Here is a 15,279-nt window from a genome sequence, read left to right as displayed (position 1 = left end):
CATGCAGACCCTGAGCGGCGACCACATCGCGGCGTGGCTCGAGCGCGCGGCCGACGCGATGGAGCGCGAGAAGGTGTACCTGACCGAGCTCGACGCGGCGATCGGCGACAGCGACCACGGGGTCAACATGGCGCGCGGCTTCACGGCGGTGCGCGCCCGGCTCGACACCCTCGATCGCGGCGACATCGGCGCGCTGCTCAAGGCCGTCGGGACGATCTTGCTGTCGACCGTCGGCGGCGCGAGCGGGCCGCTCTACGGCACGCTGTTCCGCGACGCGGGCCAGAAGGCCGCCGGCGCCGCGGCGCTCGACCTGGCGGCCCTGACGTGCTGCCTCGAGGCGGGCCTCGACGGCGTGCGGCGCCGCGGCAAGGCGTCGCCCGGCGAGAAGACGATGGTCGACGCGCTCGTCCCCGCGATCGAGGCGCTCCGGGCGGCCCAGGGCGCGCCGGGGCCCGACGGGGCCGAGGGCGGGGGTGACGGCGGCGGCGGCGCGCCGATCGCCGAGGCGCTCGCCCGCGCCGCGGAGGCGGCGAAGGCCGGGGCGGAGGCGACCGTGCCGCTCATCGCCCGCAAGGGCCGGGCGAGCTACCTCGGGGAACGGAGCGCCGGGCACCAGGACCCCGGCGCCACGTCGAGCTGGCTGCTGCTGCGGTGCCTGGCCGCGACGGCAGGCGCATGACCGGCGCGGCGGGCCACGTCGGGCTCGTGCTGGTCTCGCACAGCCGCGCGCTGGCGGAGGCCACCGAGACGCTGGCCCGCCAGATGACCGGTGAGTCGGTCGCCATCGCGTGCGCGGCGGGCGCTGGCGAGGGCGGCGCCGAGCTAGGCACCGACGCGACCGCGATCGCCGCGGCGCTCGAGCGCGTCTGCGGGCCGGCCGGCGCCGTCGTGCTGATGGACCTCGGCAGCGCGATCCTGAGCGCCGAGACGGCGCTCGAGCTCGTCGATCCGGAGCTCGGCGCGCGCACGCGCCTCAGCGCCGGGCCGATCGTGGAGGGCGCCGTCGCCGCCGCGGTGCGGGCGGCGGCCGGCGGCACGGTCGATCAGGTCGCCGCGGACGCGCGGCAGGCGCTCGCGGCGAAGATCGCGCAGCTCGGCGAGGTCGAGCGCCCCGCCGCGGCAGAGGCGGGCGCGGCAGCGGCCGCGCCCGCCGGCAAGGCAGCGGCCGCGACGGCCGGCAAGGCAGCGACCGCGACGGCCGACGTCGCGATCGCCGACCCGAGCGGCCTGCACGCCCGCCCGGCGGCGCAGCTCATCGCGCGCGCCGCGAGCTTCGACGCGGCGATCACCCTGGAGAACGTGACGAGCGGCCGCGGCCCGGTGCCGACGGCGAGCCTCATCGCGCTCGCGTCGCTCGGGGCGCGCCGCGGCGACGTGCTGCGGCTGCGCGCCGCCGGGCGGCAGGCGGCCGCGGCGGTCGACGCGCTCGCGGCGCTCCTCCAGCGCAAGGCGCCCGCGGCCGCGCCCGCGTCGATCGCCGTCTCGGGCCTCGCGATCCCTGTCGCCCCGGGCGTCGCCCTCGGCCCGCTGGTCCGGCTCGAGCGGTCGATCCCGGACGTCCCCGACACGACGGTCGACGACCCCGCCGCCGAGGCCGAGCGGCTGCAGCGCGCGATCGAGCTCGCGGCGCAGGACCTCGCGAGCGCGCTGCGCGGCAGCGACATCCTCGAGGCCCACCAGGCGCTGCTCTGCGATCCGGCGCTCGTCGACGAGGCTCTCGCGCGCATCGCGCGGGATCGCTGCAACGCGGCCTGGGCCTTTTGCCAGTCGGTCGACGCCGCGGCCGCCATCTACCGGCAGCTCGAGGACCCGTACCTGCGGGCGCGCGAGGCGGACGTCCACGACGTGGGCGAGGCCGTCGTGCGCGCGCTGCTCGGCGGCGCCCCGGGCACGCTGCCCGAGGGGCCGCCGGCGGTCGTCGTGGCCGACGACCTCACGCCGTCGGAGGCCGCGCGGCTCGACGCGGCGCGCGTGCTCGGCGTGATCGACCGGCGCGGCGGCCCCACCTCGCACGCGGCCATCCTGCTGCGCGCCGCCGGCATCCCGGCGGTGGCCGGGGCCGCGGCGCTCGTGCCGGAGGGGGGCGGCGCCCGCGCCGGCCTCGACGGCGCGACGGGCGAGGTCTGGATCGATCCCGATCCCGAGACCGCGCTCGCGATCGAGCAGCGGCGGGCGATCCAGCGCGCGTCGCGGCGGCCGCCGGCCGCGCGCGACGGCCGCCTGCGCCTCGCGTGCGGCCGCGAGGTCGAGCTCTGGGCGAACGTGGCCGGGCCGTCGGACGCGCGCGCCGCGCGCGAGGCCGGGGCGCGCGGCATCGGGCTGCTGCGCACCGAGATGCCGTTCCTTGGCCGGCTCGACGAGCCCGGCGAGGACGAGCAGGCGGCGCTGCTCGCGGACACGTTCGCCGTGTTCGCCGGCGCGCCCATCGTCGTCCGCACGCTGGACGCGGGCGGCGACAAGGCGCTTCCGTACCTCGCCCTCGAGGCCGAGACGAACCCCAGCCTGGGCGTCCGCGGCGTCCGCCTGTCGCTCTCGCGGCCGGCGCTTCTCGAGGCCCAGCTCCGCGCGATCCTCGTCGCGGGGCGCGGCCACAGCGTGCGCGTGCTCATCCCGATGGTCTCGACCGCCGCCGAGGTGACCGCCGTGCGCGCCGCGCTCGGGCGCGCGCACGAGGCGCTCGCGGCCGCCGGCAGGCCGCACCTCTGGCCCGTGGCCACGGGGATCATGGTCGAGGTGCCGTCGGCGGCGCTGATGGCCGAGCGCCTCGCGCGGCAGGCCGACTTCTTCAGCATCGGGACCAACGACCTCACGCAGCACACGCTCGCGGCCGAGCGCGGCCACCCGCGGCTCCACGCGCTGGCCGATCCGGCGCACCCGGCCGTGCTGCGGCTCGTGCGCGCGGTGGTGGAGGCGGGGCACGCCGCGGGGCGGCCGGTCTCGGTGTGCGGCGAGGCCGCGGGCGATCCCGACGTCGCGCCGCTGCTCGTCGGCCTCGGGGTCACGCAGCTCAGCATGTGCCCCTCGGCGTTCGACGCGGTGGAGGACGCGCTCGCCGGGGCCACGTTCGCGGAGCTCGCCGCCGCCGCCGAGGAGGCGCTCGCGGTCGACGAGGCGTCCGCGGCCCGCGCGGCGCGCGCGGCGGCGCGGCGGCCGGGCTGACGGCCGGGGGGCGCTCGCTGTCACGCTGCCTGCGCGGGGGCTGCCGCGCTGCCCTCCGCACACCGTTTCCGGTCCCGCGAGGGCTGCCGCGCTGCCCTCCGCACACCGTTTCCGGTCCCGCGAGGGCTGCCGCGCTGCCTGCCGCACACCGTTTCCGGTCCCGCGAGGGCTGCCGCGCTGCCCTCCGCACACCGTTTCCGGTCCCGCGAGGGCTGCCGCGCTGCCCTCCGCACACCGTTTCCGGTCCCGCGAGGGCTGCCGCGCTGCCCTCCGCACACCGTTTCCGGTCCCGCGAGGGCTGCCGCGCTGCCCTCCGCACACCGTTTCCGGTCCCGCGAGGGCTGCCCGGTTGCCTGCCTGTCACCGCTTCCGGTTGTACGAGCCCTTTCCGCGCCGCGGCGGCGGACGCGCCGTTCCTACAGCGCCCCCGCCGGCGCCGCGCCATCGAGCGTGGAGCGCGCCGTGGCGTCCTCCACCGGCAGCGCCGCGCGGACCGGGTGTCCGAGCACGCACGCGCCGTCGCCGGGCAGCTCCGTCGCCTCGTCGCACGCGGCGAGCTCCCAGCCCTGCGCCTTGTCGGCGTCCGTTTCGGAGAGGTCGGCGCCCCGGAGGTCCGCGTCGCTCAGATCGGCGCCCTCGAACGTCGACTCCATCAGCGCGGCGCCCGACAGGTTCGCCCCGGCGAGCCGCGCGTTCCTGAAGCTCGTCTGGGTGAAGTCGGCGCTGGAGAGATCGAGCCCGGACAGGTCGAGGCCGTCGAACCGGCGATGGCCGCTCCGCGCGAGCTGGCGCGCGGCGGCGGACCGGCTCTCGGCGTCGCCCGACGAGAGCGTGGCGCGCAGCCGGAAGACCGCGAGGCGCGACGGGTCGATCCCGTGGACGAGCGTCGCGGCGAGCGCGACGAGGGCAAGGCGCGCCCCGAGCGCGCGCGCTGCGCCGCGCTCGGTCCCGAACGGCGGCAACGCGAAGGTCAGGAGCGCCGCGCCGAGGGCGCCGCCGGCGCGCGCCGCCCAGAGGAGCCCGGGGGGCGGCACCTTCACCAGCGCGACGGCCGCCGCGAGGACCAGGAGCAGCGCGCCGCCGGCGATCGCGAGGCGCAGCTCGGCCGGCCGCGCGAGCAGGGGCGCCTCCTGGGGCGGACGCTGGGCGCCGGGTGAGGCGGGGCCGCGGCGCCCCCGCCCCGGCGGCGGCTCGGCCGACTCGGCGGGGCGGCGCGGCGTCCCCGCGGCCGCGCCGTGGCGGCGCGACGCGGGCGGCGCGGACATCCGCTGCGACTCCGGGGCATCGGACCCCCGCTGCGACGACGGCGCCGCCGGGCTCCGTTGCGATCCGGGCGGCGCGGACATCCGCTGCGACTCGGGGCCAGCGGGCATCCGCTGCGACTCGGGGCCAGCGGGCATCCGCTGCGACTCGGGGCCAGCGGGCATCCGCTGCGACTCGGGCCCAGCGGGCATCCGCCGCGACTCGGGGCCAGCGGGCATCCGCCGCGACTCGGGCCCAGCGGGCATCCGCCGCGAGTCCGGCCCCGCCCCGAGCCGCTGCGACTCGGGCGGCGCGCTCCCCCGCTGCGACTCGGGCGGCGCGCTCCCCCGCTGCGACTCGGGCGGCGCGAGCCGGCGGCTCCGCGCCGCGCCCTCGGGGCCCGCGTCGGCGCCCGCGAGCGCCTCGCGCAGCGGCGACGGGAACGACGCGACGTCGTCGAACGACGCCCCCGCGCCCGCCAGCGCCAGGATCGCCCCCTCGTCGACGCCGGAGCGCGCGCACGCCGGCGCGTCGACGCGCGCGCCCGCGAGCGAGCTCGCCGACGAGATCGCGCGCGGCAGCCGGGCGCCGCGCAGATCCGCGGCGGCGAGCTGCGCCCGGCCGAGCTGCGCCCCCGAGAGATCGGCGCCGCGCAGATCGGCGCCGGTCAGGTCGGCGCCGGTGAGGTCGGCGTTCACGAGCGACGCGGCGCCGAGCCGCGCCCCCGCGAGGCTCGCCCCGCCGAGCTTGGCCCCGTCGAGCCGCGCGCCGGCGAGGTTCGCGCCCTGCAGATCGGCGCCGGGCAGGTGCGCGGCCGCGAGGTCCGCGCCCGGGAGCTCGATCGCGGCGCCGTCCCCGCCGCGGCGCGAGGCCAGGGCGCCGAACAACCTGTGGAGCGCTGCGTGATCCACGGCGCCGCCGCCTACTCGTCCGGGTCGATGGTGCCGATCGCGCTCGCGAACACCACCTGCCCGTCCTTCGAGTAGCCGTCGAGCGCGAACCACGCGTGCGTCCCGTCCGCGTCCAGGTCGCCGCGCGCATAGGCCGCCCACCTGCGCTCCGGCGGCACGTCGGCCGGCCAGTGCGACTTCGAGACCGGCATCGGCGAGCCGCCGAGCCGATAGCGATACTGGTACGACTGAGGGTGGGTGACCTCGAATCCGAGGCACTTCCACCCGACGGTCGGACTCCCCGTGTTGTAATCCACACCCGGCCTGGGGTCGGGCTGGTACTTGATCCCTTGCACCCGGTAAAACGCGTTGGGCACCGTGACCGCGTCGCTGCACAGCGGCTGGGCCGCCGCGCCGCCCGTGTTCGCCTGGAGCCGGTCGGCCGACACGACGACCGCCCGCGCGATGGCGCCGACCGTGTGCTTGGCCTCGGCCGACGTGGCGAGCACCATGTATTTCGATACGCCCTGGGTGGCCAGGGCGGCCAGGACCGCCACGAGCCCGCCCGTGAGCATCACCTCGACGAGCGTGAACCCCCGTCGACCCCGCCCCCGAGATGTCCAGTCGACACCCGATCGAAGATCCCTTGCCACGGTACATTCATAACTGGACTGTTCGTCCAGGAATAGACGGAATCCCCGTCCTGCGGCCACGGAGACGCAGTTTGGTCGGGTGTTGTGGGGAGCGCGGTTGTCCCGGGGGCGCGCCGCCCACGTGGGCGGCGCGAGAGGCGGTGTGGGGCGGTGGTGAGCGCGCGTGGTAAGCGCTGCGTGGCGGGGTGGTGAGCGCGAAAGGCGCGCGCCGTGTCGGTGAGCGCGCAAGGCGCGCCGTGTGAGCGCGCGAGGCGCGCGCCGTGTCGGTGAGCGCGAAAGGCGCGCTCTGGGCTCAGGCGCGCGGGCCGGCGGTCCTGGGCGGCGGATCGCCCGCGAGGAAGGCCTCCAGCGCGTCGGCGATGCGCTCGCCCGTCTTGCCGTCCCACCCCTCGGGCACGGTGCCGCGCTTGCCGCGGCCGTCGAGGATGGCGTCGACCTCGCGCGCGATGAGCGCCGCGTCGAGCCCGACAACGGTGTTTGTGCCCTGGGTCACGGTGATGGGCCGCTCCGTGCCCTGGCGCATCGTGAGGCACGGGATCCCGAGCGCGGTCGTCTCCTCCTGGATGCCGCCGGAGTCGGTGGCGACGAGCAGCGCATTGCCCATCACGGTGACGAAATCGTCGTACCCGAGCGGCTCCATGATCCGGAGCCCCTTCGTCTCGCGCAGGCGCCCCGAGAGGCCGAACGCCTCGGCGCGGGCGACCGTGCGCGGGTGGACGGGGAACACCGTCGGCAGGCGCTGCGCGATCGCGGTGAGCGCGTCGAGCGTCTCGGCGAGCCGCTCGGCGCTGTCGACGTTGGCCGGGCGGTGGAGCGTCGCGATCGCGTACTTCTTCGGCTCGAGCCCGAAGCGCGACAGCGCGTCGGTCTGCCGCTTGAGGGCGTAATGGACCGAGTCGATCATCACGTTGCCGACGAACTTGATGCGCTCGGGCGGGATGCCCTCGGCGAGCAGGTTCGGCTGGGCGTCGTGCGAGGGCGTGAGCAGCAGATCGGAGAGCTGATCGGTCAGGACGCGGTTGATCTCCTCGGGCATCGTCCAGTCGCGCGAGCGCAGCCCGGCCTCCACGTGGACGACCGGGATGCCGAGCTTGGACGCCGCGAGCGCGCCGGCGAGGGTGCTCGTGACGTCCCCCACGACGACGACCACCTTGGGCCGGTGCTCCATCAGGTCCGCCTCGGCGCCGACGAGGACGGCCGCCGTCTGCTGGGCGTGCGAGCCGCCGCCTGCCTTGAGCGTGTGATCGGGCGTGGGCAGGCCGAGATCCCGGAAGAACACGTCGCTCATCGTCGGGTCGAAATGCTGGCCCGTGTGCAGGAGCCGCATCGGCAGGCCGCGCGCCTTGAGGGCGCGGCAGATGGGGGCGAGCTTCATGAAGTTCGGGCGCGTCGCGGCGACGAGGTAGATCATCTCGACCGGCGAGCATGCCGTGGTCCGTGCCTGGCTACCAGCGCGTTGTGTCGCGAGCGCCGGCGCGGCGGTTCACGCCGGGTCACGGCGCTCCACGCGGCCTCACGAGGCTTCACGAGGTCTCACGAGGCTCGGCGCCGCTTCGCGAGGCGCCACGCCGCTTTACGCGCGCGGCGCCGTCCTGTACACGCGCCCCGTGCATCTGACCGTGCTCCTCCACGGCGACCCGAAGGCCACGCAGCAGGCCCGCCTCGGCGCCGCGCTCGCCGCCCGGGGGCACCGGGTGATCCTCTGCGATGCGCCCGGCATCGCGGCGGCGATCCGGCGCGAGTACGGGCAGCGCTGCGAGGAGCTGAGGCTCGTCCCCGCCCTGGTCCCCCACGCGCTCCGGCGCCTCTGGGCGCGGCGGCGCGCGCGCGCGCTCGGCGTCGACGTGGTGCACCTGAACTTCCTCCGCCCGTGGCACGACGTCTGGTCGAGGATGCAGGGCGGTCCGCCGATCGTCGCCACCGCGTGGGGCTCCGACATCAACCCCGAGGTGTTCCGCAGGTCGCGGTGGACGGTGCGCCGGGTCAACCACGTGCTGTCCCACGCCTCGGCCGTCACCGCCGACAGCGTGCCCCTGCTCGCGCGGGCGAGGGAGCGCATGGGCGAGCGCGCCGGCGCCGTCCCCTGCGAGATCGTCCTCTGGGGCGTGGATCTCGCGACGTTCGACCGGCAGCGGGCGCTCGAGGGGGCGGCGCGCTTCCGGCGCGAGCTCGGGATCGAGCCCGGCAAGCGCGTCCTGCTGAGCCCGCGGCAGACGAAGCCGCACTACCACGTCGACCGCATCCTCCGCGCCTTCGCCGCGAGCCGGTGGGCGAGGGAGGGCGTCTTCGTCATCAAGCTGTACGGCCGGCACGACGAGCCCGCCTACGTGCGGAAGCTCAGGTCGCTCGTGCGCGAGCTCGGCGTCGGCGCCAGCGTGAAGTTCGCGGCGCCGTGCCCGTACGGCGAGCTCCCCGGCCTCTACGCGATGGCCGACGCCGCGGTCTCGCTCCTCGAGGTCGACGGCGTGCCGTCCACCTTCTGCGAGCTCGCGGCGCTCGGGGTGCCGATCGTCTCGAGCGACCTGCCGGCCTACGAGGGCGTGCTCGATCGCGATCGCGCGCTCCTCGTGCCGCCCGCCGACCACGCGGCGCTCGTCGCGGCGCTCGACCGGCTGATCGACGAGCCCGAGCTCGGGCCGCGCCTCGCGGAGCGCGGGCGCGCGTGGGCTGTCGAGCGCGCGGACTGGCAGCGGTGCGTCGACAGGTTCGAGGCGCTCTACCGCGCCGCGATGGCCTGCTCGCTGGGGGCGCCCGGCCGCGCCACCCTGTGACGGACGATGACGAGGCCCCTCATCACGGTCGGCATCACCTGCTACGCCGAGGGCGACTGGCTCCTCGAGTGCTGGGAGAGCCTGCTGGCCCAGACCGACGATCGCTGGGAGGCGGTGCTCGTGATGGACGGGACCGAGCACCGGCGCACCCAGGAGATCTTCGCCTCGCTCGAGCACCCGAAGCTCCGGAAGGCCCGCTTGCCCGTCAACATGGGCCCGTATCCCACGCGCAACCGCGCGTTCGAGCTGACCGAGACGCCTTACCACCTCTACCTGGACGGCGACGACAAGCTCCCCCCCGACGCCATCGAGAAGGCGAACCGGACCCTCGACGAGCACCCGGGGGTCGGGCTCGTCTACGGTGATCTCCAGCTCTTCGGCGCGCGACGCCAGCTCTGGCGCTACCCCGCGGTGGTCGAGCCGGACGACTTCGTGTCGAAGCAGGCGCTCCCCGGCGGCGGCAGCGTCTACAGGAAGGCGCTGTGGGAGCAGCTCGGCGGGTACGCGCCGGAGCTCGCGCGCGGCAACGGGGACTACGACTTCCACATCGGGCTCGCCGAGGCCGGGGTCCGAGGGGTGCACTGCGGCGGCGTGTGCGTGCTGTACCGGATGGGCCACGCGACGAAGGTCTCGAGCAGCTACGCGCTTCGCTACCACGAGACGCACGAGATCATGGTCGCGCGCCACCCCCGCTTCTTCGCCGATCCGCGGCGCCGGGCGCTGTTCCTGGCCCACGGAGAGCGGCGATCCGCGGAGGCGAGCTACGCGGCGGGCGACATGACGCGCGCCGTGGCGCTCGCGCGATCCGCGATGCGGCGGGGGCTCTGGAGCAGCCGTACGCTCTGGAAGATCGTCGTGGGGGCCAGGCTGCCCGAGCCGGCGCGCGGCGCGCTGCGGCGGCTCGGGCTCTGACCCGGATCAGGCGCGGCCGCGGTGCGCCATCGCGCCCGCCACGCCCCCCACCGCGGACGACGCCGCGGCGCGGCGCTCGCTCTCCTCGGCGCGCCGCGCCCTTCGGCCGCGCCACCACCGCTCGACGCTCATCACCGGCAGGATCGTCATCGCCACGAGGATCGACTTGATCCAGGCGCCGAGCGAGAGCGGCGCCGAGCCGAACAGCGTGTGCATGAACGGCGCGTAGACGAAGCAGAGCTGCAGGGCGAGGAGCGCGGCGATGCCGACGTAGATCCAGGGGTTCGAGAAGAGCCCGATCTTCAGCATCGAGTCGCGCAGCGACCGGCAGTTGAGCACGTAGAAGATCTGGAACAGCACGACCGTCGTGACCGCCGCGGTCTGGGCCTCGCGGTAGGCGTACTCCGAGACGACGCCGCCGCGAACCTCCGTGAAGTACTCGTACAGGAAGAGCCCGATCGCCCCCGCCGTCATGAGCACCGCGACGATCACCGTGCGCACGAGGACGAACTTGCTCAGGATCGGCTCGCTCGGGTCCCGGGGCGGCCGGCCCATCACGTCCTTCTCCATCGCCTCGAACGCGAGCGGCAGCGACAGCGCCACCGTGGCGACGAGGTTGACCCAGAGGATCTGGACGGCCGTGATCGGCATGAGCGGCGCGCCCCCGAGGATGGGGAAGGTCATCACCGCCACGAGCAGGATCAGCGCCTCGCCCAGGTTCGTCGGCAGCACGAACGCGAGCGCCTTGACCAGGTTGTCGTAGACCCGGCGCCCCTCCTCGACCGCCGCCCGGATGCTCGCGAAGTTGTCGTCGGTCAGCACCACGTCGGCGGACTCCTTCGACACCGCCGTCCCCGTGATCCCCATCGCCACGCCGATGTTCGCCTGCTTCAGCGCCGGCGCGTCGTTCACGCCGTCGCCCGTCATGGCCACGACCTTCCCGTCGGCCTGCAGCGCCTTCACGAGGCGGAGCTTGTGCTCCGGCGCCACGCGCGCGAACACGTTCGTGGACGCCGCCGCCGCGCGCAGCTCCTCGTCCGAGAGCCGCGCGATCTCCGTGCCGTTCATCGCCCGCCCGCCGACCTGCACGAGCCCGAGCTGCTCGCCGATCGCCCGCGCGGTCGCCAGGTGATCGCCCGTGATCATCTTCACCGTGATCCCGGCCTCGTGGCACGCCTTGATCGCGTCGATCGCCTCCGGCCGCGGCGGATCGATCATCCCCTCGAGGCCGAGGAGCTCGAACCCCTCGGCGAGGTGCTCCTCGTCGAGCGTCGCCGCGTCGCGCCCCGCGGGCCGCGCCGCCACGGCGAGCACGCGCATGCCCTGCGCCGCCATCCGCTCCACCTGCGCCATCGCCTCGGCGCGCTCCGCGTCGCCGATCGCGGCGCGGCCGAGCACCGCCTCGGGCGCGCCCTTCATGTAGATCACCCGCTCGCCGCCGGGCGCCTCGTGGAGCGTCGCCATGAGCTGCCGCTCCGACGAGAACGGGACCGCGTCGACGCGCCGGTGCTCCCGCCGCGTCGCGTCGACGTCCACGCCGAGCTTCTGCGCGGCGACGACGAGCGCGCCCTCGGTGGGGTCGCCCTCGATGCCGCACGTGTCGCCCTCGCGCTTCATGCGCGCGTCGTTGCAGAGCAGCCCCGCGCGGAGCAGCGCGCGCACCGGCTCGGGCGCCTCGCCCGCCGGCGCGCCGCCGCGGCAGAGCTCGCCGACCGGCGCGTAGCCGACGCCGGTCACCTCGAGCATCTCCCCGGCGGCCTGCGCGGTGGGGGTCCACAGGGCGCGGACGGTCATCTCGTTGCGCGTGAGCGTGCCGGTCTTGTCGGAGCAGATGACGCCGGTGCTGCCCAGCGTCTCGACGGCGGGCAGCTTCCGGATCACCGCGCGGCGCCGCGCCATGCGCTGCACGCCGATCGCGAGCGAGATGGTGATGATCGCCGGCAGCCCCTCCGGGATCGCGGCGACCGCGAGCGAGATCCCCGCCAGCATCGCGTCGACCGGCGGGTAGCCGCGGAAGAGCGCGACCCCGACGATGAGCAGCGCGACCGCCACGATCGCGATCGTCAGCACGCGGCCCACCTTGGCCATCGAGCGCGTGAGCGGCGTCTCGATCTCGGTCGCCTCGTGGAGCATCGACGAGATGCGCCCGAGCTCGGTCTTGCCGCCCGTCGCGACGACGACGGCCATGGCGTTGCCGTTCGTCACGAGCGTCCCGCCGAAGGCGAGGTTCTTGCGGTCGCCGACGCCCGCGTCCTCCGGGACCGCGTCGATCTGCTTGTCGACGGGCACCGACTCGCCGGTGAGCGCCGACTCGTCCACGTGGAGGTTCTTCACCGAGAGCAGCCGCGCGTCGGCGGGGATCTTGTCGCCGGCCTCCAGCACCACCACGTCGCCGGGGACGACGTCCGCCGCCGAGATCACGCTCCGCTGGCCGTCGCGCACGACCGTCGCCGACTGGGGCACCATGCCGGCGAGCGCCTCGATCGCCTTGCCCGCGCGGAGCTCCTGCACGAACCCGATCGCCGTGTTGAGCACGACGACCGCCAGCACGACCGATCCGTCGATGGCCTCGCCCATGATCATCGCGAGGGCCGCCGACGCGAGCAGCACGTAGATGAGCGGGTCGTTGATCTGTCGGAAGAGCAGCTTGAGCGCGCTGTCGCCCTTCGCGCGCTGGATGACGTTGGGCCCGACGTCCTTGAGCCGCCGGGCGGCCTCGTCGGTCGCGAGGCCTGTCTCGGCGCTCTCTATCTTCGAGAGCGCCTCGCCGGCTGGCAGGCTGTGCCAGGCTATCCCGGCCGATGAAGGGAGGACGCTTTGGGACATGCAGTGTTCTCCTGCGGGAGCCGCGCTGTGCGCGCTGCGCTCACCGGCGGTGGCAGCTTCTCACCACGAACTCTGCACTTGCTTGGCATGTGTCATGCCAGTAACCGCGCCCCGGCAGTTCGGCACATCGAGGGTTGCCCGCGCACGATTTGCGCTGCGCCTTTTCTCCCCGGTGGGGTGTTTTGCCCCACCCCTCTCGAACCGGGCTTCTACGGCGCAGGCAGCTCTCGGCGCCGGTAGAGCGCGATGATCCAGTAAGGCTGCGTTCGCTCGCCCGACGCCAGCTGCCACGCCACGGTCGCCACGTCGAGGACGAGCCGGCCCACGTGCTGCGCGAGCCCGACCCGAGGCGCGGCGAGATCGGCCTCGCCGCAGCCCGGGCAGGAGACGCGTGTGCCCCGCGGGAGGAACCAGCACCCGAGCGCGCGCTGGCGCAGCTGCTCGATCCGCCGGCTCGTGGCCCGCTCGGGACGACCGGCGAGCTCGGTCGCGATCCGCTCGAAGCGCGGGAAGAGCCGGTCGAGCGACGCGGCGTCGAACGACTGCAGGTGGCCGTAGATGTTGAACTCCAGGCCGCAGCGCGGGCAGCGCGCGAACCTGCGGCGGAGGTTCTCCCGGAAGGGCACCGAGATGAGGAGGTATCGCGCGGCGATGCGATCGAGCTCGCGCGCCGCGCCGGCGAGCACCTGATCGGGCAGGTGCTCGAGCATCTCGCTCGAGAAGGCGAGGTCCACCGCCCCGTCCGGGAGCGGCAAGGCGTCCGCGCTCGCCTGCAGGGTGCGGACGCGCAGCTTCGCGAGGGCGACGGGGCTGCGGTCGATGGCCAGCACGTCGTAGCGCTCGGCGAGGCGGTGCGTGAGGTAGCCGTCGCCGCAGCCCACGTCGGCCACGGTGCGCACCCCCGGCGGCATCATGCGCAGGAGCAGGTCGCCCTTGGCGACGATCGCCGGATCGGCCGCCGTCTCGGTGTGCTGCCAGAGCCGATCGTAGAAGGTCTCGCTGTCGTTCGCCTGCTCCGCGCCGCCCATCGCGGGTCGCATGCCACGGCGACCGACTCGCAGGAAGGGCTTCTGCCCGGCGCCTGTGGTACCGAGCCGCGATGCGAGACGAGCAGCCGCCCCCCCCCGACGCGAGCGCGCCGCCGCGGGCGCCGGCGGCCGCGGCGGCGCCCGCGGCGCCCACCGGCGGCGCGGAGGACGGCGCGGAGGACGGTTCGTCGCTGGCCGACCGGATCGGGATGATCGTCGGAGGTCAGCTCGTCAACAACCTGATCACCCTCGTGCAGGGCATCGTCGTCGTGCGGCTGCTCGGCAAGTCGGAGTACGGCGTGCTCGCGTTCGTGACGGTGCTGTTCACGACGGGGCGCGATCTCGCGCAGCTCTACGTCCCGGAGTCGCTCCTCTACTTCACGCCCAAGGTGACCCGCCCCGAGCTCAGGGGGCTCGTGCGGCAGAGCATGGCCCTCCTGCTCGGCCTCGGGACGCTCACGGCGCTCGTCTTCGCCGCGTTCGCCTTCCTCCCCGGCGTCTTCCTCGGCGGCCGGGAGGGGATCACGGTCCCCCTCTTGCTCATCGGCCTGACGAGCGTCGTCGGCTTCCCCGCGAGCGTCTTCGGCCCGCTCTTCATCGCCACGAACAACCACCGCAAGTCGGCGGGCGTCGCGCTGGTCGTCACCGTGGCGAGCGCCGCGGGCGCGCTGCTGCCCGCGGCGCTCGGGTGCTCCATCACGTGGATCCTGGCCGCCCAGTGCGCGGCGCAGGTCCTGAGGCTCTGGCTGTCGCACCGGCTGTACGCGCGGCTGTTCCAGGGGACCCCCGCCGCGCCGTTCCCGGGCGGCGTCAGGGCGCAGCTCGCGTACGCGCTCCCGCTCTCGGTGACCCGCTTCGCCGGCCTCTTCAACCAGAAGCTCGACAAGTTCGTCGTCGGCCTCTTCTTCAGCGCGGGCCTGTTCGCCGAGTTCGCCGTCGGCTCGCAGGAGCTGCCGCTCGTCAGCGTCCTCGCCTACTCCGTCACGTCGACGATGCTCCCCGACTTCGTCGCGCGCGTCGAGGGCGGGCGGACCCGCGAGGAGGGCGCGAGGGCGGCGATCGACCTCTGGCACTCGGGCATCCGCAAGACGACGCTGATCATGCTCCCGGTCGCGGCGTTCCTCCTCCTGTTCGCCGAGCCGCTCATGCGCACCGTGTACGGCGACGCGTACGCGGGCGCCGCCGTCCCGTTCCGCATCTACTCCGCGCTCCTGCCGCTGCGCGTGACCGCGTACGGCATCATGCTGATGGCGTTCGGCCAGACCGCGGTCATCCTGCGGATCCAGGTGATGGCCATGGTGTTCAACACCGCGGCGAGCCTGGCGCTGCTGCCCACGATCGGCATGATCGGCGCGCCGCTCTCGGCCGTCCTGACGCAGGCGATCATGATCGTCCTGATGGTGGCCCGCATCGCGCGCTTCTCGGGCGTCGGCCTGCGCGGCGTCTTCCCGTGGGCCCACTACGGGCGCGTCGCGGCCACCGCCCTCGTCGCCGCGGCGCCGCTCACCGCGTTCCTGATCACGGGAACCTTCGACGCGCGCCCCGCGCTCTCCCTCACGCTCGGCGCCCCGCTCTACGCGGCGCTCTACCTCGTGGCCGCGCGGGTCACCGGCGTGCTCGCGCCCGAGGACCGGGCGTTCGTCGCGCGCTGGCTCCGCCTGGAGCCGCTGCGCAACCGCCATGGTTGAGCCGCCCGATCGCTCGAACCACGGCCGCTCACCGTCGCTGTCTCGGGCGGCAAGACAGCGGACACCTGCGCGAATTCCGCGCAAGCTGCTTGAAAGGGCGGGCAAGCTGG

10 protein-coding genes are annotated in these 15,279 nt (G+C 75.1%); 5 read left to right on the top strand and 5 right to left on the bottom strand.

Annotation, left to right across the window (positions count from 1 at the left end; genetic code table 11):
* The first annotated feature begins 1 nt into the window (after position 1).
* Positions 2-679, top strand: a complete 678-nt coding sequence (gene dhaL / locus WMF24_RS12510; protein ID WP_437736620.1) for a dihydroxyacetone kinase subunit DhaL — start codon at positions 2-4, stop codon at positions 677-679.
* Positions 652-3,159: a phosphoenolpyruvate--protein phosphotransferase gene (ptsP, locus tag WMF24_RS12505; protein WP_437736619.1), complete on the top strand. Its 2,508-nt coding sequence runs from the start codon at positions 652-654 to the stop codon at positions 3,157-3,159. Before dhaL ends, ptsP begins: the two co-directional genes overlap by 28 nt.
* 416 nt (positions 3,160-3,575) lie before the next feature.
* Here the strand turns inward: ptsP and WMF24_RS12500 are convergent, their stop codons facing one another.
* The 3 genes from WMF24_RS12500 to wecB form a co-directional block, all read right to left on the bottom strand.
* Positions 3,576-5,312 (bottom strand): pentapeptide repeat-containing protein, encoded by a 1,737-nt coding sequence (locus tag WMF24_RS12500; RefSeq protein ID WP_437736618.1) that lies wholly within the window; start codon positions 5,310-5,312, stop codon positions 3,576-3,578.
* 11 nt (positions 5,313-5,323) lie between these two features.
* Positions 5,324-5,944 (bottom strand): type IV pilin protein, encoded by a 621-nt coding sequence (locus WMF24_RS12495; RefSeq protein WP_437736617.1) that lies wholly within the window; start codon positions 5,942-5,944, stop codon positions 5,324-5,326.
* Between the two features lie 292 nt (positions 5,945-6,236).
* Positions 6,237-7,355 carry a non-hydrolyzing UDP-N-acetylglucosamine 2-epimerase gene (gene wecB, locus WMF24_RS12490; RefSeq protein ID WP_437736616.1) on the bottom strand — a complete coding sequence of 373 codons (1,119 nt, stop codon included), beginning with the start codon at positions 7,353-7,355 and terminating at the stop codon, positions 6,237-6,239.
* Positions 7,356-7,551: 196 nt separating this feature from the next.
* Between wecB and WMF24_RS12485 the strand changes: the two genes are divergently transcribed.
* Both WMF24_RS12485 and WMF24_RS12480 read left to right on the top strand, forming a co-directional pair.
* Positions 7,552-8,715, top strand: a complete 1,164-nt coding sequence (locus tag WMF24_RS12485; RefSeq protein WP_437736615.1) for a glycosyltransferase family 4 protein — start codon at positions 7,552-7,554, stop codon at positions 8,713-8,715.
* A 6-nt stretch (positions 8,716-8,721) separates the two neighbouring features.
* Positions 8,722-9,627, top strand: coding sequence for a glycosyltransferase family A protein (locus WMF24_RS12480; protein ID WP_437736614.1), 906 nt, complete (start codon positions 8,722-8,724; stop codon positions 9,625-9,627).
* Between the two features lie 6 nt (positions 9,628-9,633).
* On the opposite strand, the gene WMF24_RS12475 is transcribed toward WMF24_RS12480, so the two are convergent.
* The gene (locus tag WMF24_RS12475; protein WP_437736613.1) at positions 9,634-12,453 is read right to left on the bottom strand and encodes a cation-translocating P-type ATPase; all 2,820 of its coding nucleotides are present in this window, start codon (positions 12,451-12,453) and stop codon (positions 9,634-9,636) included.
* Between the two features lie 209 nt (positions 12,454-12,662).
* Positions 12,663-13,493: a class I SAM-dependent methyltransferase gene (locus tag WMF24_RS12470; RefSeq protein WP_437736612.1), complete on the bottom strand. Its 831-nt coding sequence runs from the start codon at positions 13,491-13,493 to the stop codon at positions 12,663-12,665.
* Between the two features lie 59 nt (positions 13,494-13,552).
* On the opposite strand from WMF24_RS12470, the gene WMF24_RS12465 reads away from it, so the two are divergent.
* Entirely contained in the window at positions 13,553-15,169 is a 1,617-nt protein-coding gene (locus WMF24_RS12465) for a lipopolysaccharide biosynthesis protein (RefSeq protein ID WP_437736611.1), read from the top strand.
* The last annotated feature ends 110 nt before the right edge of the window (positions 15,170-15,279 follow it).

The organism is Sorangium sp. So ce1335, from assembly GCF_051521615.1.
In the GTDB taxonomy this organism is placed as follows: domain Bacteria; phylum Myxococcota_A; class Polyangia; order Polyangiales; family Polyangiaceae; genus Sorangium.
This window is presented reverse-complemented; position numbering and strand designations above follow the sequence as displayed.

Coding starts and splice junctions, on each gene's coding strand:
- dhaL (WP_437736620.1), top strand. CDS start 2: ATGCAGACCCTGAGCGGCGACCACATCGCGGCGTGGCTCGAGCGCGCG.
- wecB (WP_437736616.1), bottom strand. CDS start 7,355: ATGATCTACCTCGTCGCCGCGACGCGCCCGAACTTCATGAAGCTCGCC.
- WMF24_RS12470 (WP_437736612.1), bottom strand. CDS start 13,493: ATGCGACCCGCGATGGGCGGCGCGGAGCAGGCGAACGACAGCGAGACC.
- WMF24_RS12465 (WP_437736611.1), top strand. CDS start 13,553: ATGCGAGACGAGCAGCCGCCCCCCCCCGACGCGAGCGCGCCGCCGCGG.
- WMF24_RS12480 (WP_437736614.1), top strand. CDS start 8,722: ATGACGAGGCCCCTCATCACGGTCGGCATCACCTGCTACGCCGAGGGC.
- WMF24_RS12475 (WP_437736613.1), bottom strand. CDS start 12,453: ATGTCCCAAAGCGTCCTCCCTTCATCGGCCGGGATAGCCTGGCACAGC.